A 26517-nucleotide genomic window follows, 5' to 3' on the forward strand; every position below is an offset into this window, starting at 1 on the left:
CCGGGGCCGGGCGCGGGCAGTAAGGTCACGCGCATGGCCAGCAAGCCCAAGCACCTGCTCGCGGAGCTGTCACACCCGGGGCCCCACGAGGTCCTGCGCGGCAACCTGGCCCTGGTCGGGCTGCCGGGGGTCGTGTTCACGCCCCGCCAAGGGCTGGGGCTGCCGGCCATCGCGTTCGGGCACGGGTGGCTGCAGCCCGCGTCGCGCTACCGGCACCTGCTGCACCACCTCGCGAGCTGGGGCGTGGTCGCCGCCGCGCCCGCGACGCAGGGTGGGCCGCTGCCGTCGTACCGCCTGCTGGCCAGCGACCTGCTGACGACGCTCGACGTGGTCACCACCGTCCGCCTCGGCCCCGACGGCATCAGCGTCGACCCCGCCAAACTCGGCCTCGCCGGCCACTCCACCGGCGGCGGCTCCGCCGTCCTCGCCGCCGCCCAGGCCGCCGCGGCCGACGACTCCGTGCGCCCCCGCATCCGCGCCGTCGCGACGATCACCGCCGCCCAGACCCTGCCCTCCGCCTCGGCCGCCGCCCAGCTCATCACCGCCCCCGGCCTGCACCTCGCGGCGGAGGAGGACCTGGTCGCACCCGCCGTCGCCCACGCGGAAGCCATCGCTGCGGCTTGGGCCGGGCCGGTTCAGCTGCGCACCTTGGGGAAGTCCTCCCACCTCGGCGTGACGGAGGGCCGGCACTGGAGCCAGCTGCTTCTCCAGGGCAAGCCGAACCGCCGCACGCAGCAGCTGACGCGGGCCTTGTTCACGGCGTTCTTCCTGACGCACCTGACGGGCACGGAGCGTTACTTGCCCCTCCTGGACGCGGACGTGAAGCGGGCGCCGATCGAGCTGACGGAAGAACCGGCTGCCTGACGGTCGGTGACCGGGGTTGGGGTGAAGGGGACCTTCATCGCTTCGGTTGGTGGGCTGGGGATCTGGCTTTGCCGACGTTGTCTGCGCGCGAGGGGGCTTCTCATCGCCACGCCGATGTGCGAACGGACCCGTCTCCCCCGCAGTTACTCCCGGCGCGGATGGCGGTTTGCGCGGTTGGGACTCGCTTGTTGTGCTACTCGGCTGATGTCCGCGAGTCAGGCCGCGTTGCCGCTTCCTGCTCGTGACGGGACCGTTCACCAGCGGTGAGCCACGCGGCGGGTCGGTTCGCCGGCCGCAAGGCGCTCGACGGGACCACTCGCGAGCCGCGGCGATCGCGATGGGACCGCTCGTGGGCCGGCGATCGTGCGAACGGACCCATCGTGCCGCCCTCAGGCAGCCGGTCTCGCGTCATCGGCTGGCTTCGGTGGGCAGCGGCGGGAGGCGTCGGGGGACCCTTCGCGCCCTGGCATCGGCGGCGATCACCTCACGTGGCGATGAGGGCATGACGGCCCCCTTCACACCTTCATGCGGCAACCGGGTGGGTCAGTCGACCATCCAGGTGTTGTTGGCGAAGTCGTGGTCGTCGAAGCGGCCGGGACGGGTGGGGTGGCCCGGGGTTGGTGGGGTGGGCTCGTCCGGTGGTGGGTCGGCGGGTGGGGTGAGGTCGATGGTGTGCGTGCGGTCGGTCATGGTCTTTTCGGTGAGCCAGCCGCCGGCTTCGCGGTGGCGGCGCTGGAGGTCCTGGGCGCGGGTGAGGTAGCGGCCGTGGATGGCCGCATCGCGGTGGAGGGACTCGGTGGCGTCGGCCGTGGCCGAGGTGACGTGGCGGTCGCGGAGGGCGCGTTGCTCCTGGTGCTCGCGGGCGGCGGCGTCCTGCGCAGCGCGGGCAGCGGCGAGGCGGTCGGCGGTGGTCACGGTTGGGGTCGCCGTCCCGTGAGCTGGGTAGCGGCGGTCGCGCGTCGTTGCGCCACGGTGTTCGGGCGCCGACATCCGGCGGGCTGAGCGGCGGCGGTCAAGCTGCGTGAGGCGGGCGGGTCAGTGGCGGTCAACGCCCAGGCCCGTCTTCGAGGGAGCCGCTGATGCGGCCGGCCGAGCCGCGGGTGTCGAAGACGTCCGTGCCGAGCCGAGCGGCGGGGCGGGTTTGGTCGCCGGGGGCGGTGCCGAGGCCGTTGAGGCCGGGGAGGGACAGGGCGCCGAAGCCGTTCATGCCATCGGGGAGGGAGTCGGGGGCGGGGCCGAGGGGGTCGAAGGTGACGTCTCCGCCCGGGGCCGTGCCGAGGTCCGCGGAGGGCTGCCGGTCTTGGGGTGGGTCGACGATGTGAGCGCCGAGGTCGGCCAGCGAGGCCGAGGCTGTGGTGCTGTCGTCCGGGAGGTTCAGGTCGCCCGAGGTCGAGCCGGACGACGGGTCGAAGCCAGCCGGAACGACAGGGAGGCCGAGAGCGGGAGTCGGCGAGTCCATGGAGACGCCGAGGACAAAGCCGGGCGAGTCCGCGGGGACGCCGACCGCGGGAGCGGACGAGTCCGCCTGCGTGCCCAGAGCATGAGCCGGTGAGTCAGCGGGCAGGCCAAGCGCTGGACCAGGCGAGTCCGCGGGCAGACCAAGGGCGGGACCAGGCGAGTCCGCGGGGACGCCAAGGACTGGACCAGCGGAGCCGGCCGGTAGGCCAAGAGCGGGAGTCGGCGAGTCCGCCGCGCCCAGAGCATGAGCCGGTGAGTCCTCGGGGCCAGGAGCGGGAGTCGGTGAGCCGACAGCGATACCCAGAGCGGGAGTCGGCGAGTCCACCGGCGCGCCCGGAGCATGAGTCGGCGAGTCCACGGGAACGCCCGGAGCGCGAGTTGGTGAGTCCACGAGCGAGCCCAGAGCGCGAGTTGGTGAATTCGCTGGAGCGTTCAGAGTCGGAGTGGGCGAGTCCACCGGTGAATCCACTGTAGACGAACCCGGAACAGCCAGGAATCCCACCAGGGCACGGAAGTGGCCGTCGATGGTGGAGGTGGCCGTGGTGCAGAGGGCCTGAAACGCAGCGTAGCGGCTGGTGAACTCGGTCGCGAAAGGACCGTTCAGCCATTGGCGCGCGGCGCGGATGGCGTAGTCGCTGTCGGCGGGGTCGCAGTCGTGCAGGCGGTTGTGGAGGTCGTTACCGGGGCTGGTGGAGTCGAGCCAATGGGCGAGGTCGAGCAGCTCGGCCTTCGAGACGGTGCCGCCTTGGGCGAGCGCGGCGATCCGTTGCGCCACAGGCAAAGGGGCGCCCGCGATGGAGTCGGTGCGGAGGTGCAGTGCTTCGTCCACTTTGGTCTTCAGGGCGGTGAAGACGTGGGTCATCGTCTCGGGGATGAGCTGGGCGGCGCCGGAGAGGTGGTCGAGTAAGTCATCCGGCGCGAGGCGGTGGTACGCGCTCTGCGCGGCCGTCGCGGCGGGGCTTTGCCAGTCGCGGAAGAGGGCGGTGGTGGCGGTGGTGGCGGCGGTGTGGGTGGAGGCGAGGGTGTCGCGGGTGTGGGACAGCGTGGCGGCGTCGGCGAGGAACTTGCGGAAGTCGAGGCCGGTGCTGTCCCCGAACCGCAGGCGGATGTCGCGCTCGACGTCGATCTTCGTGGCCGCGAAGGTGTTCCAGACCGGGGCCCACTGCGCGAAGAAATCCAGCGCCGGCGCGGCGAGCGCGAGCACCTCGTCGGACGTCGCCACCCCGACGCCGCCGGGCTCGGGGCCGCGCAGCGCGTCGGTCATCGCGCTGCCGTGTTCCGTGCGGTGTCGACGTGCTCGTCCTCGATGGACGCGTACCGCTCGGCCGCCACGTCGAGGCTGCTGCCGAACGACGCGAGCGCCCCGCCGTAAGCCTGGACGGCGTCACTCAGCGCGGCGAACCCGTTGCGGTACGCGGCAAACGCCCCGCCGTGCCCACGCCCGAAGTCGGCCTCGGCGACCTGCGACGCCACCCCGGGGACCCTTCCGGCCGCAGCCTCGAGTGCGCCCTTCGCGGCGCGCATCGCCGCCGCGTCCGCCCGGTGGCTGCCCTCCGGCATGGCCACCCCCTCACTCCGCCGCCCCGCACCCTCCGACGCACGCCGACGGCGCCCGGTGCCACCGGGAATCTAGCGATTCAGGAGGCTGGAGTCGACAAAAAGCTCAGTCTTCGTCGTCGAGCAACGAGCCGCTGATCCGGCGGCCGCTCGGCGTCGAGTCGAACAGACCGGACCGGTACGGGTTCGACCCGCGTTCCTGGTCACCGCCGGTGTTGCCGAGCCCACCGCCGCCCATCATCCCGCCGCCCATCATGGCCATGGGCTGTCCTTGCTGGTCGGTGGTGGTCGGGGCCGTGCCGAGGTCGCCGGAGGTCGGAGCGGTGGCGCCACCGCCGCCCTGCCAGTCGGCCGGTTCGGAGGTCTGGCCGAGACCGTTGTCGAACCCCGGGCCGAGGCCGCTGTGGCTGTCGGTGGGATCGGTGAGCGACTGGGCGGTCGTCGAGTCGTCCACGCTCGGCTGATCGACCGATGCGGCCGGCGCATCGACCGGATCGGCCGGCATCCCGACATCCGGCGCGGCGTGGTGGCGGCCAGTCGTCGCCCCGGCGTCCGTCGCGTCGTGGGCGCCGGAGTGCTCGACGGCGCCGGTCTGGTCCGACACACCGTGACCGACCGGGGCGGCGTGGTCGACTGCGCCGGTCTGGTCTGAAGCACTGTGGCCGACGTGGTCCGGCACGCCGGCGTGCTGAGCCGCCGTGGGCTGCGCGAAGTTTCCGGCGGGTTGCCCGTCCGCAGTGGCGGCGGGGTGCAGGTCGCCGTCGTCGCCGAGGGTGTATTTCGTCGGCTGGCCGGAACCGTCGTCGACGGTCACCACCGTGGGACCGTCCGCGCCGTCGGGTCGCTCGGCGGTGATCTTGAGGTTCCCGTCGTCGATGTGGATCTTGCCGTCGGGACCAGGCTGGTAAACCTGGCCCGACGTCGCGGTGCCGGCCGGTGTGGATGCGCCATCGGGCTGCGGAGCCTGGTGACGACCGGCGCCGGGCTGGCCCGGCGTGTCCTGCGCGCCGTCGTGCCCCTGCGGGCCGAGGTCGTCTGGCCGGCCCGACGCGTCTTGCGCGCCGTCGTGCCCCTGCGGGCCGAAGTCGGCGCCCTGGCCTGGCTCGGGATCGTCGCCGAAGTCGAGTTGGTACTTCTTCTCCTGCCCGGTCCCGTCGTCGACGGTGATGCCCATCGTCCCGTGGTCGTCCGGCTCGGACATGGAGATCTTGTTGTCGCCCTGCTCGACGGTCACCGTCTCGGGCTCCGTCGCGTCGGACTTGATCGCCTCGCCGGTCTTCGGGTCGATCGGGTAGGGCCGGCCCGTCGCGGGATCCACCTCGAGGGGCTGATGCGTGACGGGGTTGACGTTCGGATCCACGGCCGCCGGCGCGGTCACGGCCGGGGTTGGCGTCGGGGTGGCCGGCGGCGGAGTCATACTGCCGCCACCACCGCCCGAAGATGGTCCGCCCGGGCCGCTGCTGTGCCCACCCGAACTGCTGGTCTTGGTGCCCCCGCCGGTGTCCGGCGACGCGCCGAGGTGCAGGGAGCCGAACGGGTCCGTCGGCACGTTCAGGCCATCCGAGAACACCCGCAGCGCGTTGGTCGCCGTGGTGTGCGCGTTGCGGATCGCCTGCCGGAAGGTGTTCATGGCATTGGAGTACTGGCTGCTGTACTCATCCATCTGATTGATGAGATCATTCGACCACTTCGAGTTGTAGCCGGTGTCCACATCGACGACCATGTTCCGGAGGTCCTGCGGCGCGATCGGCCCGGTGCCCTCGTCCTGGCTCGTGGCGACTTCGTCGGAACTTCGAGGGTTGGCCATGTCGTCACCGAAGGTCTCGGTAGTGTCCTGCCGACCCCACTTGATGGCGTCGTCGAGCCGGTCGATGAACATCGACAAGCCATCACAGTCATCGGGGTTGTGCGCATCCACAAAGGTCTTCGGCGCCTGACCCGCCGCATCCGGCAGCTTCGCCAAGTCGGCGATCGGCGGCCGGACCGTGTGCCACAGGTTCTGCAGCAGCTGGCTGAACCCGTTGACCGTGCCGCTGTAGTCGCCGAGAACCTTGTTCAGGTCGTCCATCTTCTCGCCGGCGGAGTCCGCGGCCTTGCCTTGCCAAGCCGCGGACAGATCCTGCTTGACCTGGCCGCCCGCGTCCTGCGCCGCCTTCGCCGCCTTGCCGAGGTTGGCCGCTCGGCCCTGCGCGCCCCAGAAATAGCCGAAGCCGAAACCGCCCAGCTCGCCGAGCAGCCGGTTCTCCTCGTCGCCCTGCCCGTACGGAGCCGCGAACTGCAACGCGAGGTTCCGCGACGGGTGCCCGATCCATCGCGTGTAGAGGCCGCCGAGCTTGCCGGTCATCTTGTCGTGGAAGCCGGTGAGTGACTTCAGCATGTTGTCGGACGTGTCGTCCAGGTGGACGTCGGCCGGGGGCTGCAGCGGGGCGATGATGGTGTCGCCGAGGCGGCCGGAGGCGGGAGGCGGAGTCACGGTCAGGCCTCCCTGCCCGCGTCGGTGATCCCCCAGGTGCTCTCCTGCTCGTTCTCCGAGTGCAGGGTCGCCGATTGGTTGAGCCGCGTGGCGTAGTCCTTGAGGAACGCGCCACCCTTCGTGGCGGAATCGCCGAGCGCCTGGGCTTTCGCGACGTACGCGCCGGCCGCTTCGGAAAGGCCGGGGATCTTGCCGAAGTGCGCGGGCGTCAGCTGCGACTGCGCGGTGTAGGTCTTCATCTCGTCGAACGACGTCGCCATCGAGGACACCTCGTTCGCGACGTTCTTCACCTGATCCGGTTCGATGTTGAATCCGGCCAACGCACTTCTCCCCTCGTGCGGAACAGCTGCCTCAGTGGTCGTCGACCCAGTTCGTGGCCGAGAAGTCGTCGTCGACCTCCGCCGCGCGGTGCCGGGCGGCCGGGCGGGCCGGGGCCTCCGGCGGTGGCGGCCGGAACGCCGGCACCACCGGCTGCGGCGGCGCTTCCACCCCGGTCTCGTCCTCGAACCGGAAGATCGCGCCGTCTTCGGCGTTCTCCGCCGCCCGTTTGGCGGCCAGTTCCGCTTCCTTCGACGCGGCGGGATCGCTCTCGGTTCCGGCGGCCTCACGCTCCGCGCGCAGCTGCTCGCTTCGGGCGCGATTCTCCTCGACGAGCTTGGCGAACTCCGCCTGACGCTTCTCGTCGTCGGCCAGCGCGCGCTCGTGATCGGCCCGGTACTGGGCCCTGACCTCCTCCATCGCCACCAGGCTCCTGGTGAACTGAGGACTCAGCCCCTCCTGCCCGTCCATCCCACTCCCCCGTCGGTCCGCACTGCATGCGGAATGTACCTCCGGGGTCACCGAGGGCGCAGGGCGTTCATCAAATCCGGGACGATCAGGAGACCGCGGACACCACGCCGGCCAGTCGGTCGGCCGCCGCTTGGGCCGTGGAGTGGGCCGGGGCCTCGACCATGACGCGGACGAGCTGTTCGGTGCCCGAGGGGCGCAGGAGGACGCGGCCCTCTTCGCCGAGTTCGGCTTCGACCTCGCCGACGGCGTCGCGGACTTCGGAGGAGCCCGCGACGGCCGCCTTGTCCGCGACTGGGACGTTGACGAGGACCTGGGGCAGGCGGTTCATCACGGACGCCAGCTCGGCGAGCTTCTTGCCGGTGGCGGCCATGCGGGACATGAGGCGCAGGGCGGTCAGCAGGCCGTCGCCGGTGGTGGCGTGGGCGGGGAGGACCACGTGGCCCGACTGTTCGCCGCCGAGGGCGAGGCCGGAGGCGCGCAGCTCTTCGAGGACGTAGCGGTCGCCGACGGACGTGGTGACGACCGTGATGCCGTGGGCCTTCATCGCGAGGTGGAGGCCCAGGTTGCTCATCACGGTGGCGACGAGCGTGTCCTTCACCAGCTCGCCGTCCTCGGCGAGCGCGAGGGCCAGCACGGCCATGATCTGGTCGCCGTCGATGAGCTCACCCGAGGCGTCCACGGCGACGCAGCGGTCGGCGTCGCCGTCGTGAGCGATGCCCAGGTCGGCGCCGTGCTCGACGACGGCGGCGCGGAGCAGGTCGGGGTGGTTCGAACCGCAGTGCTCGTTGATGTTGATGCCGTCGGGCTCCGCGTGGAGGGCGACGACCTCGGCGCCGGCGCGGCGGTAGGCCTCGGGGGCGGCGACGGCGGACGCGCCGTTGGCGCAGTCCACCACGACCTTCAGGCCCTCGAGCCGGTGCGGCGTCGCGGAGAGCAGGTGGTCGACGTACAGGTCCAGCGCGTCGGAGACGTCGGACACGCGGCCGACGCCCGAGCCCGTCGGGCGGACGACGTCGGCACCGCCGAGGCCGGCCTCGATCTCGTCCTCGATGCTGTCGGGGAGCTTGTGCCCGCCCGCGGCGAAGAGCTTGATGCCGTTGTCCGGCATCGGGTTGTGCGAGGCCGAGATCATCACGCCCAGATCGGCCTCCAGCGCACCCACGAGGTACGCGACGGCGGGCGTCGGCAGCACGCCGAGGCGCAGCACGTCGGCGCCGGCGGACGCGAGGCCCGCCACCACGGCGGCCTCCAGCATCTCGCCGCTGGCACGCGGGTCGCGGCCGACGACGGCCACCGGGCGGTGCGAACGGTCGTGCGCGGCGAGCACACGCGCGGCGCTGGCCGCGAGCGAAAGCGCCAGCTCGGGGGTCAGCTCGGCGTTGGCCAGGCCTCGTACCCCGTCGGTACCGAACAGTCGGGCCATCTCCACGACCTCCTAGGTCCAAATCGACCACGACAACCTAGCGGCGGCTGCGACCCGGCCGGGCCCTGCCCCCACCCCTGGAATGTCGCGGACCGCGCGCGAAATGCATCACTGTGGGGCGGATGAGACACATGAGGTCCCAGAGAACACGTTCAGTACAGCACTCGGAAAGCACGAGAGCGCCCATCCGATGGACGGATGGGCGCTCCCGAGGTTGCCCCTGTGCAGGGACACGGGGGTACGAAACCCCCACACGAATCAGCGCTTGCTGTACTGCGGAGCCTTACGGGCCTTCTTGAGGCCGTACTTCTTCCGCTCCGTGGCGCGCGCGTCACGGGTCAGGAAGCCGGCCTTCTTCAGGGCCGGGCGGTCGTCGGCGTCGACCTCGACGAGGGCGCGGGCGATGGCGAGGCGCAGAGCGCCGGCCTGGCCCGAGATGCCGCCACCGTGGAGGTTGGCGAAGATGTCGAACGAGTCGGGCTTGTCGACCGTGACGAGCGGCTCACGGATGAGCTGCTGGTGCACCTTGTTCGGGAAGTACTCCGCGAGGCTGCGGCCGTTGAGCTTGAACTCACCGGTGCCGGGGACGACGCGGACGCGGACCACGGCCTCCTTGCGACGGCCGACGGTCTGGGCGTTGCCACCCGCGGCGCGCGACGGACGCGGGGCGGCGGGCGTCTCGCTGGTGGCGACGGCCTCGCCCTCGGGGGTCTCGGTCGAGGCGACGACCTCGGTCTCGGTGCTGGTCACAGACTGTTCCTCACTCACTGCGCGACCTGCGCGATCTTGGTGATCTCGCGCGCCTGCGGCTGCTGCGCGGCGTGCGGGTGCTGCGGGCCGGCGTACACCTTCAGCTTCTTGGCCATGGCGCGGCCGAGCTTGTTCTTCGGCAGCATGCCCTTCACGACCTTTTCGACAAGGTGCTCGGGCTTGGTGTCGAGCAGCTCACCGAAGGAACGCTTGCGCAGACCACCGGGGTAGCCACTGTGGCGGTACGCGAACTTCTGGTCGCGCTTGTTACCGGTGAGCGCGACCTTCTCGGCGTTGACGATGACGACGAAGTCGCCGGTGTCCACGTGCGGGGCATAAGTCGGCTTGTGCTTGCCGCGCAGCAGCGTGGCGACCTCGGTCGCGAGCCGGCCGAGCACGACATCCTCGGCGTCGATCACGTGCCAGGCACGAGTGACGTCGCCGGGCTTGGGGCTGTACGTGGGCAAGGGTCTACCTCGTCGTCAACATTGCGTGTGGGTTCTGTGCGGGCCTAGCGCTGACGCGCCGCAACGCACAACGACATATGAAGATACGCCCCTGTTCACGTGACCCGTACAGCGGGGGGTGCCCGGCAGCCGGAAGTCCCGGCGACCGCGCTCCTCGGACCGCGCCCACAGCATACCGGGCGACCTCGCCGAACCACCCACGCGGGCACGCGCGACAAGCCAAGATGAGACGATCCGCGCGGACAGCCGAACACCCGGGGGAAAGCGATGACGAAACGGGCCAGCCGAGCGGCGCTCGCCCTGGGCGCCGTGCTGGTGCTCGCGACCGCGTGCGGGCAGGCCCGCGCCGGCACCGCGCTGCCCAACGGCGACCAGGCCTCGGCCTACGTCGGCGCCAAGTTCGAGAAGGCGATGTCGAAGCTCGAGAACTCCATCCTCGACGCGCGCGACGTCACCAACTCCGCCGACGCGTACTTCAAGTTCGACGACAAGTGGATCCACAGCGTGATCACCTCGGCCCGCACCGGCAGCCCCGAGAGCCGCGTGGTCCACAACCGGTCGCAGAAGAACCCCGACGAGATCATCGACACGTTCACCCCCGCCGACGGGCCGCTCGAGTACGTCTACCTCGGCCCCACGTACAAGTCGCTCGAGCCGACAGCGTGGGTGTCGATGCCGAAGCCGGAAGCCGGGCTGATCCAGCCGTGCGCATGGGGCGGGGTGCTCACGGCCTGCAAGATGGCCAACGCCGTGGACGACTCGTACAACGCCGACAAGAAGGCCGTGCGCGGCGCGAAGAGCTCGGCCGACGGCTCGGCGGAGCTGACGGTGAATGTCCCCTTCTCGCAGTTCCTCGACAAGCGCGTGGAACTGCTGCCCGACTCGCTGCTCAAAGAGGTCGGGCCGCAGCTGAACAAGTCCGTGATCCCCACCACGATCAAGCTCAAGCCGGACGGTTCGCTCGCCGAGTTCGTGATGGCCGCCAAGTTCTCCGGGGACGGGCACGACATCGAGCTCAACTACGACTTCCGCTTCACCGGCAAGGCGACCGCGCAGGACCTGCCGAAGCTGCCGGACGCGAGCCAGATCACCGCACTGCCGGACGACGCCGCGAAGCAGGACTTCTACAACCGGCTCGCCCAGCTGCAGGGCAACTGATGAGCACCCGAGGTGACCTCCGATGACCCAGCCTGAGCCGCCCCAGCAGCCGCAGCAGCCGCAGCAGTGGTGGCAGCCGCCCGCGGCCCCCGCGTCCGGCGGTCCCGGCGGGCCGGAAGCCCAGTACCCGAGCCAGTGGCCGGGCGGGGCGCAGCAGGGTGCGTGGCAGCAACCGCAAAACCCGCAGCCGCAGCAAAATCCGTGGTCGCAGGGCACGCCGGCGCAGTACCCGAACACCGGCGGGCAGCAGTACGCCAACCCGCAGCAGTACGCGAACCCCGCAACCGCAGCGCAGCCCTACCCCGGCCTCGCCCCGCAGCAGCATCCGTACGCGAACCCGGCGAGCGGACCGCAGCAACAGCCCTACGCCACCGGCCCGCAGACCCAGCAGGTGCCGGGAGTGCCGCCGCAGCAGCAGGGCGCGGCGTTCGGCGGCGGGTTCCAGCCGACGACGTACGGCGGGCTCGGCGCGTTCTCCGCCGAAGCCGTGAAGAAGGCCCCGCGCTCAAAACGGCCGTGGGTGATCGCCGGCGCCGCCGTGGCCGTGGTGGTCATCGGTGGCGGCGCCGCGTGGCTGCTCGGCGCGTTCCAAGGGGACACGCTCGACCAGAAGTCGTTGCAGGACGGCGTTTCCCGGGTGCTCGCGGAGAACTACGGCGAGCCCGACGTGAAGAACGTGGCCTGTCCCTCGGGTGAGTCCACTCAGAACGGCACCACCTTCGACTGCACGCTGCAGCTCGGCGGGCAGCCGCGCAAGGTCACGGTGCGGGTGCTCAACGACAAGCCCGAGTACGAGGTCGGCGCGCCGCACTGAGCGCCGGGGCGCGCCGCGCCAGTCCACAACGGACGCGGCGAATCCCCTCGCCCCGGGCACGACTGCGCCACAACGACCGCACCACAACAAAACGGCGGGCCCGCACCGAAGTGCGGAACCCGCCGTGGTTTCGTCAGAACCCGAGAATCAGAAGAGGTTCTCGACGTCCTTGTCGGTCTTGGTGTAACCGTCGGCGATCTCCGGCAGCGCGATGGCGATCTGCGCCAGCAGCTGGGTCAGGTCGTTGAAGCTGTTGTCCCAGTCGGCCTGGGCCTTCATGTAGTTGTCCTTGGCCGCACCGGTCCAGGTGTTCGTGAGCTTGCTCAGGTCTTCCTTGAGCCGGTCGAACGAGGACTTCAGGTCCTTGGTGGTCGCGTTGCAGTCGTCAGCCGCCCGGTGGATCGTGGCCGGGTCAACGAGGATGCGTGCCATGTCGTACTCCTGTCAAAGTCGGGGTGTGGAATGGATGAACTGAACGTTGCCGCTCGGCTCAGCCGAGGACGCCGAAGCCCTTGTTGAAGCTGCTCACGATTTCGTTCTGCTCGGCTTCAGTGCGCTGGTACTTGGAGCCGGCTTCCTGCAGCAGGTCCGCAATGCGCTGGAGCGCCTGGTTCAGCTTCTTGCCCGACTCGTCGAAGCGCTGCATGACGTTGTTGAACGCCTGAGCCGCCTCGCCGTCCCAGCCCGCGCGGGTCGCTTCGATCTCACCCTGCAGGGTGGAAAGCCGCTGGTCCATCGAGACGCGAACGTCGGTGACCTGGTTCTCAGCAGCGGTGAACTCTTCCGGAGTTCCTTCAAAGCCGCCAGCCGCCATGGGAACTACCCCCTTCGTTTCATTGGTCGTGCGTATCGGCGTCCTGTTTCCGCCGTACACCCCTACGACGAAGACAGTGCCAGGTTCGGTTCACCCTTGGTGCGAGATTTCCCAAGTAGTTGCTTGCGTGAACGCCACCCGAGGGAACCGACGCCGCCGAGCCGAGCGCGACGCCCCCGGGAGAAGTCGCAAAACCCTTGGCCTACTGGGCAATTAGCACACGCACAGCCGGAATGAACGAGATTCACGGTTCCCTGCTCATGATTCGCAACTGCGAAAAGTCCTCTTCCTCATCACTCGTTCGTGCGGCCGGCGATGGAACTTCGGGCGCGGACCGGACCAATTCGGCCTCCGTCGGCAAGTGCGGCATCGGCAGTCCGCACGCCGCGCGGAACCGGGCGGCGGCACCGCGCAGCACCCGCGGCGTGGGTTCGACGGCGCCGCCGCCCGCGAGGCGGTGCCGGGCGTAGGCCTTCATCAGTTCCCGGTTGTCCTCGCGGTGGCGGACGTTGCGGGCGAGCGCGGTGCCGGCGACGCGGCGCGCGTGCGTGACCGCGTCCTGCCCCGCTCGGGTGAAAGCCGCCGCGGCGGACTCGGGTTCCGACGGCACGGGCACTCCTTCAGCTGGTGATCTTCAGCGTCCGCACGATCTGCTCGCAGGCCGTGTCGACGCGTTGCCGCAACGCGGGCGTTTCGTACTGACACCCCACGTGTACCCGGATCTTCCCCTGCACCACCACGTACCAGTTCACGGTGAGCTGGTCGCTCTTGCGCTGGTGGTACCCGATCACGGTGCGGCCACCGTACGTCAGGTTCGGATCGAAGGCGCTGTAGTTCGGGTCCCTGGCCGCCTGCGCTTGCAAAGAGTTCACGAGCTGCGCGCGGTCGGCGGTCGCGTCGTAGTCCATCACGAACTCCTGCGCGACCACGAGGTCGTTGCCGGCGGAGGCGTCCTGCGGGTGCAGGATCACCTGGCGCTCGGCCACCTGGTCGGAGGTCTGGACCCAGTCCTGGGGCGCGCTGACGCTGAAGTCGTACTGGACGAACGTCTTGCCCGGCAGCCCCGCCGGGTCGTCGCCGCCCCGGTTGACCACGAACAGCACGCCCGCGGCGGCGACCACGACCACCGCCACGACCGCGACGATCCCCCACAGCCGCTTCCGGCTCTTGCCGCGCGTAGGGGTCTCCGGCGGCCACGGCGGGCGGCCTGGACCACCTGGCTGAGCGGGACGTGGCCCGCCGGCAGGGGGTCCCGCGAAACCTCGGCCCGGCGTCGGCCGAACCACCGGGATCGGTCCGGACGGCGGCTGGGGCCCCGGCTGAGGCATTGACTGGGGCACCGGCTGAGGCCCTGACTGCGGTCTCGGCTGAGCCCGCGGCGCGGCGGGCCGCGACAACAGCTCGGTGCGGCCGTCACCGTCGACCTGCGCGTCGCCCGGCCGCGGCAGCTCGCCGGGCCGCACGACGTCGGTGCGCCGCTCCGCTGCCGGAACGCCCCCGGGAGCGCCGGCCAGGCGCGCCACCGAAGCGCCGGGCAGCGCGCCCGTGCGGTCAGGGTCCACGAGCACCGCCCGCAGCGCGCCGCGCGCGACCACCGTCTCCGGCTGGTCGAGGCTCGTGGGCACCACACCCGTTCGCTCGTGGACCAGGCGGGAGATCATCGGGATCCGGCTCGAGCCGCCGACGAGGAAGATCGCGGTGAGCTGTTTCGGCCGCAGCCCGGCGTCGGCGATCGCCGCGCTGGTCAGCTCCACCGTGCGCCCGAGCGGCGCCGCGATGAGCTTCTCGAGGTCCTCACGCGTCACGTGCGCGTCGGCGAACGGTGGCGGCATCGGCACGTCGGTGTAGGCGTGGCGCGACAACGTCTCCTTCGCGCCGCGCACGTCCTGGCGCAGCACGCGGCGCCGGCGCCGGTCAGCGAGTTCGCGGCCCGTGACCAGCTGCCGCCACGCGTCGGGATCGGCGCCCGACACCAGCGAGCCGATGTGCTCCAGGAGGGCCTGGTCGATGTCGGCGCCGCCGAAGCTGGGGTCGCCGCGGGTGGCGAGCACCTGGAACCCGCCACGAGCACTCGGCCCGCGTCCGGCCTCGGGCAACCGCCGCACGACGCTGACGTCGACCGTGCCGCCGCCGAGGTCGAGCACCGCGAGCGCGTCGCCGGGCCGGCCGCTGAACTCCACGGTGCGCCCGTCCGGCTGCGCGGCGGGCGCGAACGTGGCCGCGTGGTACACGGCCGCGGCCACGGGTTCGGGCACCAGCGCGACCTCGCGCGCCAGCCGCCCCGCGGCCTGGCGCAGCAGCCGGGTGCGGATCGCACCCCAGTCGGCGGGGTGCGTGAGCACGAGGAGGTCGACCTCGGCGTCGCCCGCGATGCGGCGCGCCTCGGCGACCGCCCGGCTCAGCACGGCGTGGACGACGTCGGTGACCCGCAGCACGGAGTCGCCCAGCAGCAGGTCGCCCTCGTCGATGCGCCGCTTCGGGTTCGGCTCGTAGCGCGACGGGTCGACGGCCGCCTGCCGTTCGGCCTCCTGGCCGACGAACAGCGTGCCGTCGGCGGCCGCGAAGACCGCCGACGACATCAACGGCTGGCCGTCGATCACCACGACCTGCGGCTCACGGCCGTTGACGGAGGCGACGACGCAGGTGCTGGTAGTCCCGAAGTCCACCGCGACCCGCACTGTCACCCGTCACCCCCGCCGTCGCCCGGGCACCGGCCGCACACGCCGCGGCCGGCCGCCGAGATCAGTCGGGCTGGATCCACGACACCTGCACGAGCTGCCTGCCGTTCTTGCGGCTGAGCATCACGCCCCGGCCCGGGGGCATCGCGGAGGGCCGGATGTTGCCGATCAGCACGCCTTCGTCCTTCGAGCCGTTCATGACCATGCCCGGCGCCGCGATTTCCTTGAGCTTGCCGATGACCGGGTCGTAGGAGGCCCTCGACGCACCACCGGTGCGGCGCACGATGATCAGGTGCAGGCCGACGTCCTTCGCTTGGGCGAGGAAGTCCGCCAGCGGCTTGAGCGGGTTGGACGTCTGCGTGGCCACCAGGTCGTAGTCGTCGACCAGGATGAACAGCTCCGGCCCGGTCCACCACGACCGGTTCCGCAGCTGGTCCTGCGTGACGTCCGGACCCGGCAGGCGCCGGGTCATCGAGCCGTGCACGTCCTTGACCATGCTGTCGAGCTGGTTGGACGACACGGCGTAGCCGAGCAGCGAGTCGCCCTCGAGGAAGCCGAGCATCGTGCGCCGGTAGTCGACCAGGAGGATCACGCCCTCCTGCGGTGAGTAGCGCTCGGCGATCCCGCGGCCGATCTGGCGCAGCAGGTTCGTCTTGCCCGACTCGCCGTCGGCGAAGGCGAAGAAGTGCGGCTCGGCGTCGAAGTCGAGGTAGACCGGTGAGAGGTCGTCCTCGTTGACGCCGAAGGGCACCAGCTTCGTGTTGCGCTTGGAGTCGATCTTGAGGACTTCCTCGTAGGTGATCATCTCCGGCAGCAGGCGGACCTGCGGCGCCGACCGGCCGCGCCAGGCGCCGCGGATCTTCGCGACGGCGTCGGCCACACCGGCGGCCACCGACTCGGCGTCGCTGGAACCGTCGACGCGCGGCAGGCCCGTGAGCATGTGCAGCTTGTCGCGGGTCAGGCCACGCCCGGGCCGCCCGGCCGGCACGTTGACCGCCACGCGGCGGTCGATGTCGGACTCGGTCGGGTCACCGAGGCGCAGCTCGAACCGCGTACCCAGCATGTCCTTGATCGCCGGGCGCAGGTCGGCCCACCGGTTGGCGGAGATGATCACGTGGACGCCGTAGGACAGACCCTGCTGGGCCAGCCGCGTGATCGACGCCTCGAGCTCGTCGAAGTCGTCGCGGATGGCACGCCAGTTGTCCACGATCAGGAACGCGTCGCCGAACGGGTCCTGGTCGGCGGAGATCTCGCCGCGGCGCTTGCGGTTGCGGAACTCGGTCATCGAGTCGATGCCCAGCGCGCCGAACCGGCCTTCGCGCTCGGTCATGAGCGTGGTGAGCTCGGCGACGATCCGGCGGGCCTTGTCCGGCTCGCGCCGGGCGACGGCCACCCCGCCGACGTGCGGCAGGTCGGCGAGCCCGGCGAGCGTGCCACCACCGAGGTCGAGGCAGTAGAACTGCACTTCCTCGGGGGTGTGCGTGAGCGACATCGACATGATCAGCGTGCGGAGCATGGTCGACTTGCCGGCCTGCGGGCCACCGGCGATCACCGCGTGGCCGGCGGCACCGGAGAAGTCGGCCCACAGCAGGTCGCGGCGCTGCTCGAACGGCCGGTCGACGATGCCCAGCGGCACCTGCAGCCGGCCGTTGCCGAAGAACCCGACCGGGGACAGGCCACGGTCGTCGGTGGGGTTGAGGTTCGGCAGCATCGTGTCGAGCGAGTTGGACTCGTCCAACGGCGGCAGCCACACCTCGTGCGCGGGCGGGCCCTGGCCGATGAACCGGTCGACCATCACCTCGAGCTCGCTCGGTTCGGTGGCCTCCTCCGACTCCTTCGGCTTCGCCACCTCTTCGACCGGCTCGAACTGCGGCTCCGGCTCGGGCGGCAGCTCGACGAAGTCGGGCACGAACAGCTGCGGGCGCTTGTCCGCGCGCACGACCGTGGCCACCGGCCCGGCCGCCTTGATGCCGGCGGGGCGGTACGGGCCCGAGACGTAGGACGCCTTGAACCGCACCATCGTGGAGGTGTCGTACTTGAGGTAGCCCGAACCCGGGATCGACGGCAGCTCGAACGCGTCCGGCACACCGATCGCGGCCCGCGACTCCGCGGCCGAGAACGTCTTCAGACCGATCCGGTAGGACAGGTACGTGTCCAGACCACGCAGCTTGCCCTCCTCCAGCCGCTGCGACGCGAGCAGCATGTGCATCTGCAGCGACCGGCCGACACGGCCGATCTGGAGGAAGATGTCGATGAAGTCCGGCTTCGCCGTCAGCATCTCGGAGAACTCGTCGATGCAGATGAACAGCGCGGGCAGCGGGTCGAGGTCGGCGCCGTTCTCACGCGCCTTCTCGTAGTCCCACACGTTCTTGTAGTTGCCCTTCGCCAGCACTTCCTGACGCCGGGACACCTCACCCGCGATGGCGTCCTTCATGCGGTCGACCAGCGTGAGGTCACCCGCGAGGTTGGTGATCGTCGCGGCGACGTGCGGGGCCTTGTCCAGACCGAGGAACGTCGCACCACCCTTGAAGTCGACGAGGATCATGTTGAGCGACGTGCTCGAGTGCGTGGCCAGCAGGCCCAGCACCAGCGTGCGGAGGAACTCCGACTTACCGGAACCCGTCGCCCCGATGCACAGGCCGTGCGGGCCCATGCCCTCCATCGCCGCTTCCTTGATGTCCAGCTCGACGGCCTGGCCGTACTCACCGACACCGAACGGCACGCGGTAGCGGTCGCGCACCGGCCGCGGGCGCCAGGCGCCCTGCACGTCGAACGTCATCGGGTCGCCCGGAATGCCGAGCAGCTCCAGCAGCGTGGGGTTGGACAGCAACGGCTCGTCGTCCGACGCCTCCGCGCCGCCACCGCCCCCGACGCGGTACGGCGCGATCAGCCGGGCCAGCGCCTCGGCCTCGACCACCGACAAGGTGTCCGGCCGGCCGAACCACTCGACACCGCCGGCGCTGCGCGCGCCGAGGCGGTCGGGCTCGGCCACCAGCCGCAGGCCGCGGCGGGCCGACAGGTTCCCGAGGGTGTCGGACAAATCGACCAGCGTGACACCGACCAGACCCTCCTCGAGGATGATCTGCTCCTCGCGCGTGACCTCGGCGTCGTCGATCACGATCACGACGTGCGGCTGGTCGGGCGCGGGCGTGGCGTTGCGGGAGAACCGCTGCCGGTCACGCAGCTCCTCGTCCAGCCACTGCTCGATCTGGGCCAGCGAACCGGCCATCATGCGCAGCTGGCCGATGCCGTCGGACATCGTCGGGTGCTGCACGTGCGGGAGCCACTTCGCCCACTCCCACTCCTCCTTCGCCCGGCCCGCGGTGGCGATCGCGATCATCACGTCGTCCGGGCTGTGGAAGGTGATCAGCTGCGCGAGCATCGCACGGGTGAGACCACGGGTGAGCGAGCGCTCGCCCTGCATGCTCACCGCGGCGAACCCCCGCAGGGTGATCTGCGTGGGCAGATCCGGCACGATCGAGTGCGCGCGCACGAACCGGCGCAGCGCGAGGGTGGCGATCGGCTCCAGCTCGTCGACCGGGCCGGTCTGCGGCGGCACGAGCCGCGTCGCGAGACGATGCGAGCTGCGGCCGACGCGCAGGTGCAGGAAGTCCTGGTCGTTCTGCCGGCGCTCCCACATCCGGCGACTGGCCGCGAGCGACCACAGCGACTGCGGATCCGGGTGCACCCACTCCAGCGCGGCGCGCTGGTCGACCATCGCCTCGCGGGCCCGGTCGCGCATCTGGCCCAGGTACCGCAGGTAGTCCTTGCGGTCCTCGTCCATCTCGGCCTTCTTCTGGCCACCACCCCGGCCACCACCGCCGGCGAGCATGCCGACGGTGCCCATCAGCATCATGCCGCTCATCATGATCGTGGTCGGGTTCTTCCCACCCGCCGTGAACATGAAGACCATCATCCCGAGCGAAGCGAAGATCATGACGCCCGGAATCGCCTTCGCGACGATGTTGCCCGGGATCGTGCGGGGTACTTCGGGTGGGGGCTCGAGGTGCACCTCGCCGCCCGGCGGGCGCGGCGCCGCCAGCCGCGGCGACTTCTTGAACTGAAGCGTGCTCATCGAAGGACCCCTCTATTCCAACTCGACGATTGCCGGCCGGCTCCTGCGCTCGGGCGCGCGTGACAACCTATCGAACGTCGCCGGGGAATTCCGGCCAACGCCCGGAAGTGCACCGCGCTTGCCCCCTCATCGGACACCGACGGATACCGGCACGTCCGGCACCTCGCCCGCGAACCCGTTTCCTCTGATCATCGGAGTGTACGACCCACCACCGACAGCGAGGGCCCGAATCGACCGATCCCACCTGGTCGCGCCGCCCGTCCGTCGTCCGGCCGGTGTACTTTCGCCAGGGATTTTCGGACAGTCGATGATCCCGGCGCCAGGGTTCGGTATAAGTTCCCCCGGGAGCTGACTCTTCAGAGCGGGGGCATCTAGTGGCAACGGGCACGACGGTATTCAGCAGGGTGACGGTGGTCGCACCGAACACCCGGATCGACGTCGCGCTACCGGCCGACGTCGCGGTGGCCGACCTGCTGCCGATGCTGCTGGAGATGGCCAAGGAGACCTCACCCGACGGCGGCGCGCGCCACGGCGGCTGGGCACTGGCCAAGCTGGGCGACGCCCCGCTCGACCCGAGCCGCACGCTGGCGTCGCTCGGCGTCGTGGACGGCGAGCTGCTGCAGCTGCGCAAGCGCAACGAGAACCCGCCGCCGCCGCTGTACGACGACGTCGTCGACGCCATCGCCGAGTCGACGCCCGACAGCTTCCGCCCGTGGACCAAGGAGACGGCGCGCCGTTTCGGCCACGTCGCCGGCGGCCTCGCACTGTTCATCTCCGCGCTGGCGCTGTTCATGAGCGGCTCGCTCTACGGCGGCAGCTCGCTCGGCGCGGCCATCGCCGGCGGCCTCGGCGCGATCGCCTGCGTGGCGATCGGCGCGACGCTCGCGAAGGCCTACCAGGCCGAGGCCACGGGCGTGCTGATCGCGGCCGCGGGCGGCCTGCCGCTGGCGTTCGTGAGCGGCTTCTACATCGTGCCCGGCCTTTCGGTGCGCGCGAACCTGTTGCTGGGCGCGGTGCTCGTGCTGATCGTCTCGGCGGTCTGCATCCTCATCATCGGCGCCGGCATCCGCGTTTTCATCGCCGCGGCCACGGCCGGCGCGTTCGGCGCGATCGCGTTCCTCGTCGCCACGCTCGTGCCCGGCGCCACCACGGCCGGTGTGGGCGCCGGCGCGGTCGCCGTGTCGCTCGCCTGCATTTCGATCCTGCCGCGCGCCACGATCTGGCTCGCGAAGCTCCCGCTGCCGCACGTGCCCAGCACCGCGGAGGAGCTGAAGGAAGACTCCGGTTTCCCGGACTACCAGGCCATCGAGCAGCGCACCGCGATCGCCCACGACTACATGACCGGCCTGATGATCGGCTGCGGCGCCACCACGGCGGTCTCCGCCGTGATCGCCGCGACCGCGCCGGGCTACTTCGGGGTCATCCTCGGCGTGATCGCCACGCTCGTGCTGCTGCTGCGCGCCCGCGCGTACGCCAACGGCGCGCAGGCCATCGCGCTGCTCACCACCGGCATGGTGTCCGCGGCCGGCATCCTCGTCGGCTGGCTCTTCGCCACGACGGCGGAGTTCCGGCTGCTGTACGTGTTCGGCGCCCTGATCGTGGTCGCCGCGGGCTCGCTCGTGGTCGGCGTGATCTTCCCGAACCAGCGCTTCTCGCCGCCGCTGCGGCGCACCGTGGAGATCCTCGAGGCGATCTGCATCGCGGTCGTGCTGCCGCTCGCGCTCGGCGTGATGGACCTCTACACGACGCTGCGCCACCTGAACCTCAAGTGAGGCAGCAGATGCGCGCGCGACGTCCGCTCGTCCGGCGGCTCGGGATCGGTGGCCGCACGGGTGTCGTCCTGCTCGCGGCCGGGCTCGGGGTGCTGTCGCCGTTCGCGGTCGTCTCGCCCGCGTCGGCACAGCAGGACACCGGTGCCGCGGGCACCTGGGCCACACCGCCGCAGGTGGACGGCAGCGCCCTGCCGATCGACGAGCGCAAACCGGACCAGACCTACCAGAAGAAGACCGAGTGCGTGAAGCGCAGCCTCGGGCAGAACATCGAGATCAACACGATCCCGTGGGGCCAGAGCTACCTGCAGCTGGACAAGGCCCAGCAGATCGTGCGCTCGGCCAAGGGCACGGTCGGCGGTGGCATCACCGTCGCCGTGGTCGACACCGGCGTCACGCCGCACCCGTGGTTCCAGGGCCGCGTCGAAAGCGGCGGTGACTATGTCGCGACGCCGGACAACGGCGCCCTGCCCGGCCTGCAGGACTGCGACGGCCACGGCACCGAGGTCGCCGGCATCATCGCGGGCAACCCGCAGGACTCGAAGGTCGGCTTCATCGGGGTCGCGCCCGACGCCACGATCCGTTCGTACCGGCAGCTGAGCTCGAACTACGCCGTCGACGAGAACGCCTCGAGCAACACCGGGCAGCCCGGTGGCGGCACCGGCACTCCGCCCGGCAACCAGAACGGCAGTACCCCGCCCAGCGGCCAGAACGGCGGTCAGCTGCCCGGCAACGGCGGCGGTGGCGGTCAGGTCAGCGGCGGTACCGCTCCCCAGCAGAACGACAAGGGCGACCCGCGTCAGCTGCAGAAGGAAGGCACCGCGGGCACGCTGAAGACGCTGGCCGAGATCATCCGCGGCATCGCCGAGCGGGGCGAAGCCAGTGTGATCAACATGTCGGTGGACCACTGCCGCGCGGCCGACGGGACCGGCAGCATCCAGACGGGCGAACAGCAGGTGCAGGCCGCGGTGCATTTCGCGGCCGAGCACAACGTGGTGGTCGTCGCGGCCGCAGGCAACGTCTCCGACGACTGCCCGCAGAACGACCAGGCCGACCCGAACAAGCCGCGCTCGATCGTCACGCCGCCGTGGTTCGCCGACGACGTCCTGTCGGTCGGCGCGATCGACGAAACCGGCGGGGTCGCGTCGTTCAGCGTGCACGGGCCGTGGGTCGGCGTCGCCGCGCCGGGCACCGACATCGTGTCGCTCGACCCGGCCGAGGGCTCGACGGGCCTGGCTAACCTGACCATCGAGGGCACCACGCAGTCGCCGATCCAGGGCACGAGCTTTGCTTCGCCGTATGTGGCGGGGGTGGCCGCGCTCGTGCGCCAGATGTACCCGCAGCTCAACGCGCGCCAGGTGATCCAGCGCATCGAGGCCACCGCGCAGCACCCGGCCGCGCCGGGCGGGCGCGACGACTTCGTGGGCTACGGCGTGATCGACCCCGTGGCCGCGCTCACCGCGAACCTGCCCAACGACGTGGGCGAGCTCGCGAAGCCGAAACCCGTGGTGCAGACCGCCGTGCTGCCGCCCGCCGACTCGATGAGCTCCACCCCGATGATCGTGGCGCTGGCCGGCACCGGCGGTGGCATCGTGGCGCTGCTGATCACGCTGTTCGTGATGCACACGATCCGGCGCAACCGCCCGACCGGCCCGCCGAGCTGAGCCGCACCCGTCCGAAGACGCTGAAGGGGCCGTACACCGCGGAAAAGCGGTGGGCGGCCCCTTCGGTCAGTTCTGGGGTTTCTTGGCCTTGGCGGGCTTCTGAGGGTCCTCTCCGATCACGGGCGGCGTGACCGGCGCGGGATCGCCCAGGAGCTCGGAAGGCTTGGCGGGCGTGCGGTTCTTGGCCTGGCGCGAGCCGCCACCGCCGCCGCCCATCCCGCCGCCGCCCATGCCCATGCCGCCCATCGGCATCATGGGCATCATCGACATGCCGCCGGACTCGTTCGCGGCGGCCGGCGCGGGCGCCGGGGCGAGGCCTTCGGGTCCGATCGGCGGCACGCCCGCCTGGCCCGGGGTGAGCCGAGGGTCGGCGCCGGTTTCCTTGCCCTGGTGGGGTTCCTCGGCCGCGGACGCCGAAACGGAGTCGTCGGCCGACGGTGTCGTGGCGTCGGTGTGGGTCGCTGCGGCTTCGGTGTGCGCCACACCGGTGTGAGCCACGGCCTGCTGAGCCGCGCCGTCGTGCGCCGGCTGCTCCGATGTGGACGGCCCCGCGGTGCCCGTCGACGGCTGCTGCGACGGCGCGGAATCGCTTTCGTGCAGCCGGAACTGCTCCTGCGGGTAGTGTTGCCGCACGGCGATGCTCGACTGCTCCCCCGCCGGTGCGTCCACGCCGTTGCACAGCTGCGCGAAGTGCTGCAGCACGTCCTCCGCCGCGTCGTACAACGACTTCACCGACTGCTCGGTCTCGCGCAACTGCGCGCGCGAGCGGCTGACGCCACCGACGGGCAGCATCGCCGACTCCGACAGCAGGTCGGCCGAGTCCACAAGCACGTCGGTGGCGTCGCCGACGATCTTGCGCAGCGATCCGGCCAGCTCCTCGAGCGCGCCCGCCAGCTCGTCGAGCGCGTCCTCGACGCCTTCGCTCGCGGACCGGATTTCACCCAGGTAGGTGACGAACGCGTCGGCGTCGTCACCAGACCACGACGCGTCGAGCCGGCCGAGCTCGTCGGCCAGGTCGGCGGACACGCCGCCGGCGGTCTTCGCCGCGGTGCGCAGGCGTTGGGCTTCCTCGTCGAGCTCGGTCCAGCGGCCGACGAGCGGCCGGTAGTACGTCTCGACGGGGTCGGTCACGCCGAGCTCACCCGCGAGCTCGGACACGAACGTCAGCGACGGCTCCGTCACGACAGCCCCCCGGCCCGCTTGATCTGCTCCGCTGCATCGGCGTCGCGCTGCGCGTGACCGGCGGTGAGCTGGTCCAGCGCCTCCGCGGCCGAACGCAGCGCGGCCGCACCTGCCTGCAGCTGCTGCCGCAGCGCCCCGGCCGCCCGCGCGTACGACTGGTCCAGGCCGAGGCGGCCACCGAGCTCGCCGTACGCCTCGGCCGTGGTCGCTCCCGCGCCGACACCGCCCGCGGCCGTGTCCAGTTCGTCGGCGGCCAGCGCGACCTTGGCCGCGTAGCCGCCGACGACTTCGCCGTCGATGTTCAGCGCGTTGTTCCCCGCTGCCACGACATCCCTCCGCTCACCCGACTGTCTTCGAGTGTGACGGACGCGAACCCGCTTCAGTTCCCCGCCGGCTGCCCGGCCTGCTGGTTGGTCGGCGAGGAGAACGAACCGGCGTTCGGGTCGATCGGCACGGAGTCGAACTGCTTCATCACGTTCTGCGTGTTCAGCGACGAACCCGTGGGCAGCAGGCCGATGATCGACTCCGGCGCGGGCAGCGCCTCGGTCAGGCCGAGCGCGCCGGCCGTCGCCTGGTCCGGCACGCCGTAGCGGAGGCCGCGGTCGCTGATCAGCTGGATCGGGCCCTTGAAGAACGTCGCGCTCGACTCGGTGGCCGATTGCACCACGGCGCCGAAGCCCGGCGGCATGTAGAACCCGGTGATCGGCAGGCCGTTCGGACCGGTGTTGCTGATGCTCTGGACCTTGCTCGAGCCGTCGGCGTTCGTCGTCTCGGCCGGCAGGCCCTTGCTCACGTACACCGAGGTGTGGGCGGCCTTCCGGTTGCTGTCGAGCGACCAGCCGAGGCACGCCACCGGCGAGCCCTGCGTGGCGTCGAGCACGACCGGGGTCTGTTCGGGGTAGTTCTCGACCTTCACGAACCCGGGGTCGGTGGGCTGCAGCCGGCGGACGTTGTTGATCTTCTCCAGGCCGAGGTCGGTGATCTTGCTCCCGCCGCCGTTCTTCGCCACGCGCACGATGTCGGCGACCGCGGACGAGACCTTCTGGATGCCGTCCTGGGTGATCAGCCAGAACTCCGTCGGCGCACCGGACGGGCTCGTGGAGAACACGTCGCCGACGGTGAGGCCGTCGAAGTCCTGCGGCGGCGTCTCACCGGCACCCGGGACGACCGGCGGCACCAGCTTGCCGACGTCGGGGATCGCGTTGAGGAACGCCTGGGAAGCCTTGCGCGCCTTGGCCGGCAGCTGCAGCGCCGCCCGCACCGGGTCGTTGTCGCCGAGGTCGACCTCGGCGCGCACGGTGTTGGCGTCGGGCCGGGCCTGCGTGGCCTGCAGGCGGTAGATCAGGTAGGTCTTGCCGTCGTCCGCGCGACCGAGCAGCGCCTGGCCCCGGGCGAGTTCCGTGCCGACGTTCGCGACGCCACCGATCACGGTCGTGTCGGTGCGATTCACGCTGTCGGGTTGCGGCAGCCGCGTGTCGAGCGCCACCTGATCGCAGACCGCCCAGTTGGGGGAAATGCGCTGGGCGGTATCGGGCAGAAGTTGTGGCCCATCGGGAATGCCGGTCAGCTTCTCGCGCGGAATATTCTTGAGCTGTTCATCGGAGACGACGGTCGGATTGACCGCCGCGGCCGGCGCGGCATTCGCCGGAGGCTGCGCTCCGCCTTGTGCGCCTTGTCCTTGCTGCTGCGTCTGCGCAAGAAGGATCAGGCGCGCGGAAGCGAGGTTGAACGTAGGAATCAGTTTCTGCGGATTGCCCGTGACCACGTAAACGGTGCCGGACTGCTCACCGATCACGATGCCGCCCGACGCGGGTACCGACGGAGCGGGGCTGAGCAGGGCGATCAACACGAAAACGACCGCACCGAGCACACCGAGGATCACCCCGACGACGGTCGCCCGCGAGTGCGTGCGCATCGGGTCGTGGAGCATCACCGCGTCGCGGCGGACGAGCGCCGACTGCATCCGGCGCATGACGAACTTGTAGGCCTGAACCTGTGACTTAGTCGTGGGTGTTGATGGCATTCTCGACCTACAGTCCTCCCCGTCGCGGTACGGTTCCGCAGGATAGCCGTACGGGGACCGTCTGGTGTGGGGTTTCTACCAACTCAAGCTAGGGTCGGACACCTCGGGACCGGCTTTCCGGGAACGTAGCACTCACGAGGGGAAGAGAACGCGCGGATGTCCGTCACCACGCCTCCACGTCCGCCAGGGCCCCCCGGGCCACCGCCGCCTGGAGGACGTCCTCCAGGCCCGCCGCAGCGGCCGGGCAGAGCAGGCGGACCGGGTGGACCTGGTGGCGTGCCGGGCGGTCCTGGCGGCCCCGGCGGAGTCCCGCGTGGCCCCGGAGGCCCGGGCGGTCCCGGTGGACCCAGCGGACCCGGCGGGCCCGGCCCCCGTGGCGGCGGCCCGGGTGGACCCGGCGGTCCGGGTGGACCCGGCGGCCCTGGAGGTCCGGGGGGACCTGGCGGGCCCGGTGGACCTGGCGGCGGTTCCGGCGGTCCCGGTCCTGACGGTCCCGGTGGCTCGCCGCAGGGCGGTGGCACCGCGACCGCGACGCGTCTGGCCCCGCCTTCGCGTCAGC

22 protein-coding genes are annotated in these 26517 nt (G+C 71.0%); 5 read left to right on the top strand and 17 right to left on the bottom strand.

Translation table 11 applies throughout. The features are described 5' to 3' along the window. Positions 1-33 precede the first annotated feature (33 nt). A complete protein-coding gene (locus tag AB0878_RS02460; RefSeq protein ID WP_366575743.1) occupies positions 34-864 on the top strand; it encodes an alpha/beta hydrolase in 831 nt (276 codons plus the stop codon). A 543-nt stretch (positions 865-1407) separates the two neighbouring features. Here AB0878_RS02460 and AB0878_RS02465 read toward each other — a convergent pair. The 9 genes from AB0878_RS02465 to rplM form a co-directional block, all read right to left on the bottom strand. Further along, positions 1408-1779 carry a hypothetical protein gene (locus AB0878_RS02465; protein WP_366575744.1) on the bottom strand — a complete coding sequence of 124 codons (372 nt, stop codon included), beginning with the start codon at positions 1777-1779 and terminating at the stop codon, positions 1408-1410. A 130-nt stretch (positions 1780-1909) separates the two neighbouring features. Then, a complete protein-coding gene (locus AB0878_RS02470) occupies positions 1910-3586 on the bottom strand; it encodes a hypothetical protein (RefSeq protein WP_366575746.1) in 1677 nt (558 codons plus the stop codon). Beyond that, the gene (locus AB0878_RS02475) at positions 3583-3882 is read right to left on the bottom strand and encodes a hypothetical protein (RefSeq protein WP_366575748.1); all 300 of its coding nucleotides are present in this window, start codon (positions 3880-3882) and stop codon (positions 3583-3585) included. The genes AB0878_RS02470 and AB0878_RS02475 overlap by 4 nt, the downstream gene beginning before the upstream one ends. A gap of 103 nt (positions 3883-3985) precedes the next feature. Further along, complete coding sequence (locus AB0878_RS02480; RefSeq protein WP_366575750.1) at positions 3986-6352, bottom strand: hypothetical protein; 2367 nt, start codon at positions 6350-6352, stop codon at positions 3986-3988. 2 nt (positions 6353-6354) lie between these two features. Further along, positions 6355-6672 carry a hypothetical protein gene (locus AB0878_RS02485; RefSeq protein ID WP_366575752.1) on the bottom strand — a complete coding sequence of 106 codons (318 nt, stop codon included), beginning with the start codon at positions 6670-6672 and terminating at the stop codon, positions 6355-6357. Positions 6673-6703: 31 nt separating this feature from the next. Continuing rightward, on the bottom strand, positions 6704-7141 hold the full coding sequence (locus tag AB0878_RS02490) for a hypothetical protein (RefSeq protein ID WP_366575754.1): 438 nt from the start codon (positions 7139-7141) through the stop codon (positions 6704-6706). Between the two features lie 85 nt (positions 7142-7226). Then, a complete protein-coding gene (glmM, locus tag AB0878_RS02495) occupies positions 7227-8564 on the bottom strand; it encodes a phosphoglucosamine mutase (protein ID WP_366575756.1) in 1338 nt (445 codons plus the stop codon). 258 nt (positions 8565-8822) lie between these two features. Beyond that, a complete protein-coding gene (gene rpsI / locus AB0878_RS02500) occupies positions 8823-9314 on the bottom strand; it encodes a 30S ribosomal protein S9 (RefSeq protein WP_360597513.1) in 492 nt (163 codons plus the stop codon). 14 nt (positions 9315-9328) lie between these two features. After that, on the bottom strand, positions 9329-9781 hold the full coding sequence (gene rplM, locus AB0878_RS02505) for a 50S ribosomal protein L13 (RefSeq protein ID WP_220246114.1): 453 nt from the start codon (positions 9779-9781) through the stop codon (positions 9329-9331). Positions 9782-10048: 267 nt separating this feature from the next. Here rplM and AB0878_RS02510 point away from each other — a divergent pair, with 267 nt between their 5' ends. Together AB0878_RS02510 and AB0878_RS02515 are read left to right on the top strand one after the other, a co-directional pair. Next, positions 10049-10939, top strand: a complete 891-nt coding sequence (locus tag AB0878_RS02510) for a hypothetical protein (RefSeq protein WP_366575758.1) — start codon at positions 10049-10051, stop codon at positions 10937-10939. A 22-nt stretch (positions 10940-10961) separates the two neighbouring features. Continuing rightward, complete coding sequence (locus AB0878_RS02515; RefSeq protein ID WP_366575760.1) at positions 10962-11753, top strand: DUF4333 domain-containing protein; 792 nt, start codon at positions 10962-10964, stop codon at positions 11751-11753. 147 nt (positions 11754-11900) lie between these two features. On the opposite strand, the gene AB0878_RS02520 is transcribed toward AB0878_RS02515, so the two are convergent. The 5 genes from AB0878_RS02520 to eccCa all read right to left on the bottom strand — a co-directional run bounded on the left by AB0878_RS02520 (position 11901) and on the right by eccCa (position 19320). After that, complete coding sequence (locus AB0878_RS02520; protein ID WP_364045256.1) at positions 11901-12185, bottom strand: WXG100 family type VII secretion target; 285 nt, start codon at positions 12183-12185, stop codon at positions 11901-11903. Positions 12186-12243: 58 nt separating this feature from the next. Then, positions 12244-12567: a WXG100 family type VII secretion target gene (locus tag AB0878_RS02525; RefSeq protein ID WP_366575761.1), complete on the bottom strand. Its 324-nt coding sequence runs from the start codon at positions 12565-12567 to the stop codon at positions 12244-12246. 244 nt (positions 12568-12811) lie between these two features. After that, a complete protein-coding gene (locus AB0878_RS02530; protein WP_366575762.1) occupies positions 12812-13177 on the bottom strand; it encodes a hypothetical protein in 366 nt (121 codons plus the stop codon). Between the two features lie 10 nt (positions 13178-13187). After that, positions 13188-15251: a type VII secretion-associated protein gene (locus AB0878_RS02535; RefSeq protein ID WP_366575764.1), complete on the bottom strand. Its 2064-nt coding sequence runs from the start codon at positions 15249-15251 to the stop codon at positions 13188-13190. A gap of 58 nt (positions 15252-15309) precedes the next feature. Then, positions 15310-19320, bottom strand: coding sequence for a type VII secretion protein EccCa (gene eccCa, locus AB0878_RS02540; RefSeq protein ID WP_366575766.1), 4011 nt, complete (start codon positions 19318-19320; stop codon positions 15310-15312). Between the two features lie 404 nt (positions 19321-19724). Here eccCa and eccD point away from each other — a divergent pair, with 404 nt between their 5' ends. After that, positions 19725-21092, top strand: a complete 1368-nt coding sequence (gene eccD, locus AB0878_RS02545) for a type VII secretion integral membrane protein EccD (RefSeq protein ID WP_366575768.1) — start codon at positions 19725-19727, stop codon at positions 21090-21092. Positions 21093-21100: 8 nt separating this feature from the next. After that, positions 21101-22753, top strand: a complete 1653-nt coding sequence (locus AB0878_RS02550) for a S8 family serine peptidase (protein WP_366575770.1) — start codon at positions 21101-21103, stop codon at positions 22751-22753. A gap of 66 nt (positions 22754-22819) precedes the next feature. On the opposite strand, the gene AB0878_RS02555 is transcribed toward AB0878_RS02550, so the two are convergent. Genes AB0878_RS02555 through eccB form a run of 3 tightly spaced genes read right to left on the bottom strand, consistent with a single transcriptional unit; the run spans position 22820 to position 25958 of the window. After that, positions 22820-23935, bottom strand: coding sequence for a WXG100 family type VII secretion target (locus tag AB0878_RS02555; protein WP_366575772.1), 1116 nt, complete (start codon positions 23933-23935; stop codon positions 22820-22822). Next, complete coding sequence (locus AB0878_RS02560) at positions 23932-24261, bottom strand: hypothetical protein (RefSeq protein ID WP_366575774.1); 330 nt, start codon at positions 24259-24261, stop codon at positions 23932-23934. The genes AB0878_RS02555 and AB0878_RS02560 overlap by 4 nt, the downstream gene beginning before the upstream one ends. A gap of 53 nt (positions 24262-24314) precedes the next feature. Continuing rightward, entirely contained in the window at positions 24315-25958 is a 1644-nt protein-coding gene (gene eccB / locus AB0878_RS02565; RefSeq protein ID WP_366575776.1) for a type VII secretion protein EccB, read from the bottom strand. Positions 25959-26517: the final 559 nt, after the last annotated feature.

Source organism: Amycolatopsis sp. NPDC047767, assembly GCF_040704195.1.
GTDB lineage: Bacteria > Actinomycetota > Actinomycetes > Mycobacteriales > Pseudonocardiaceae > Amycolatopsis.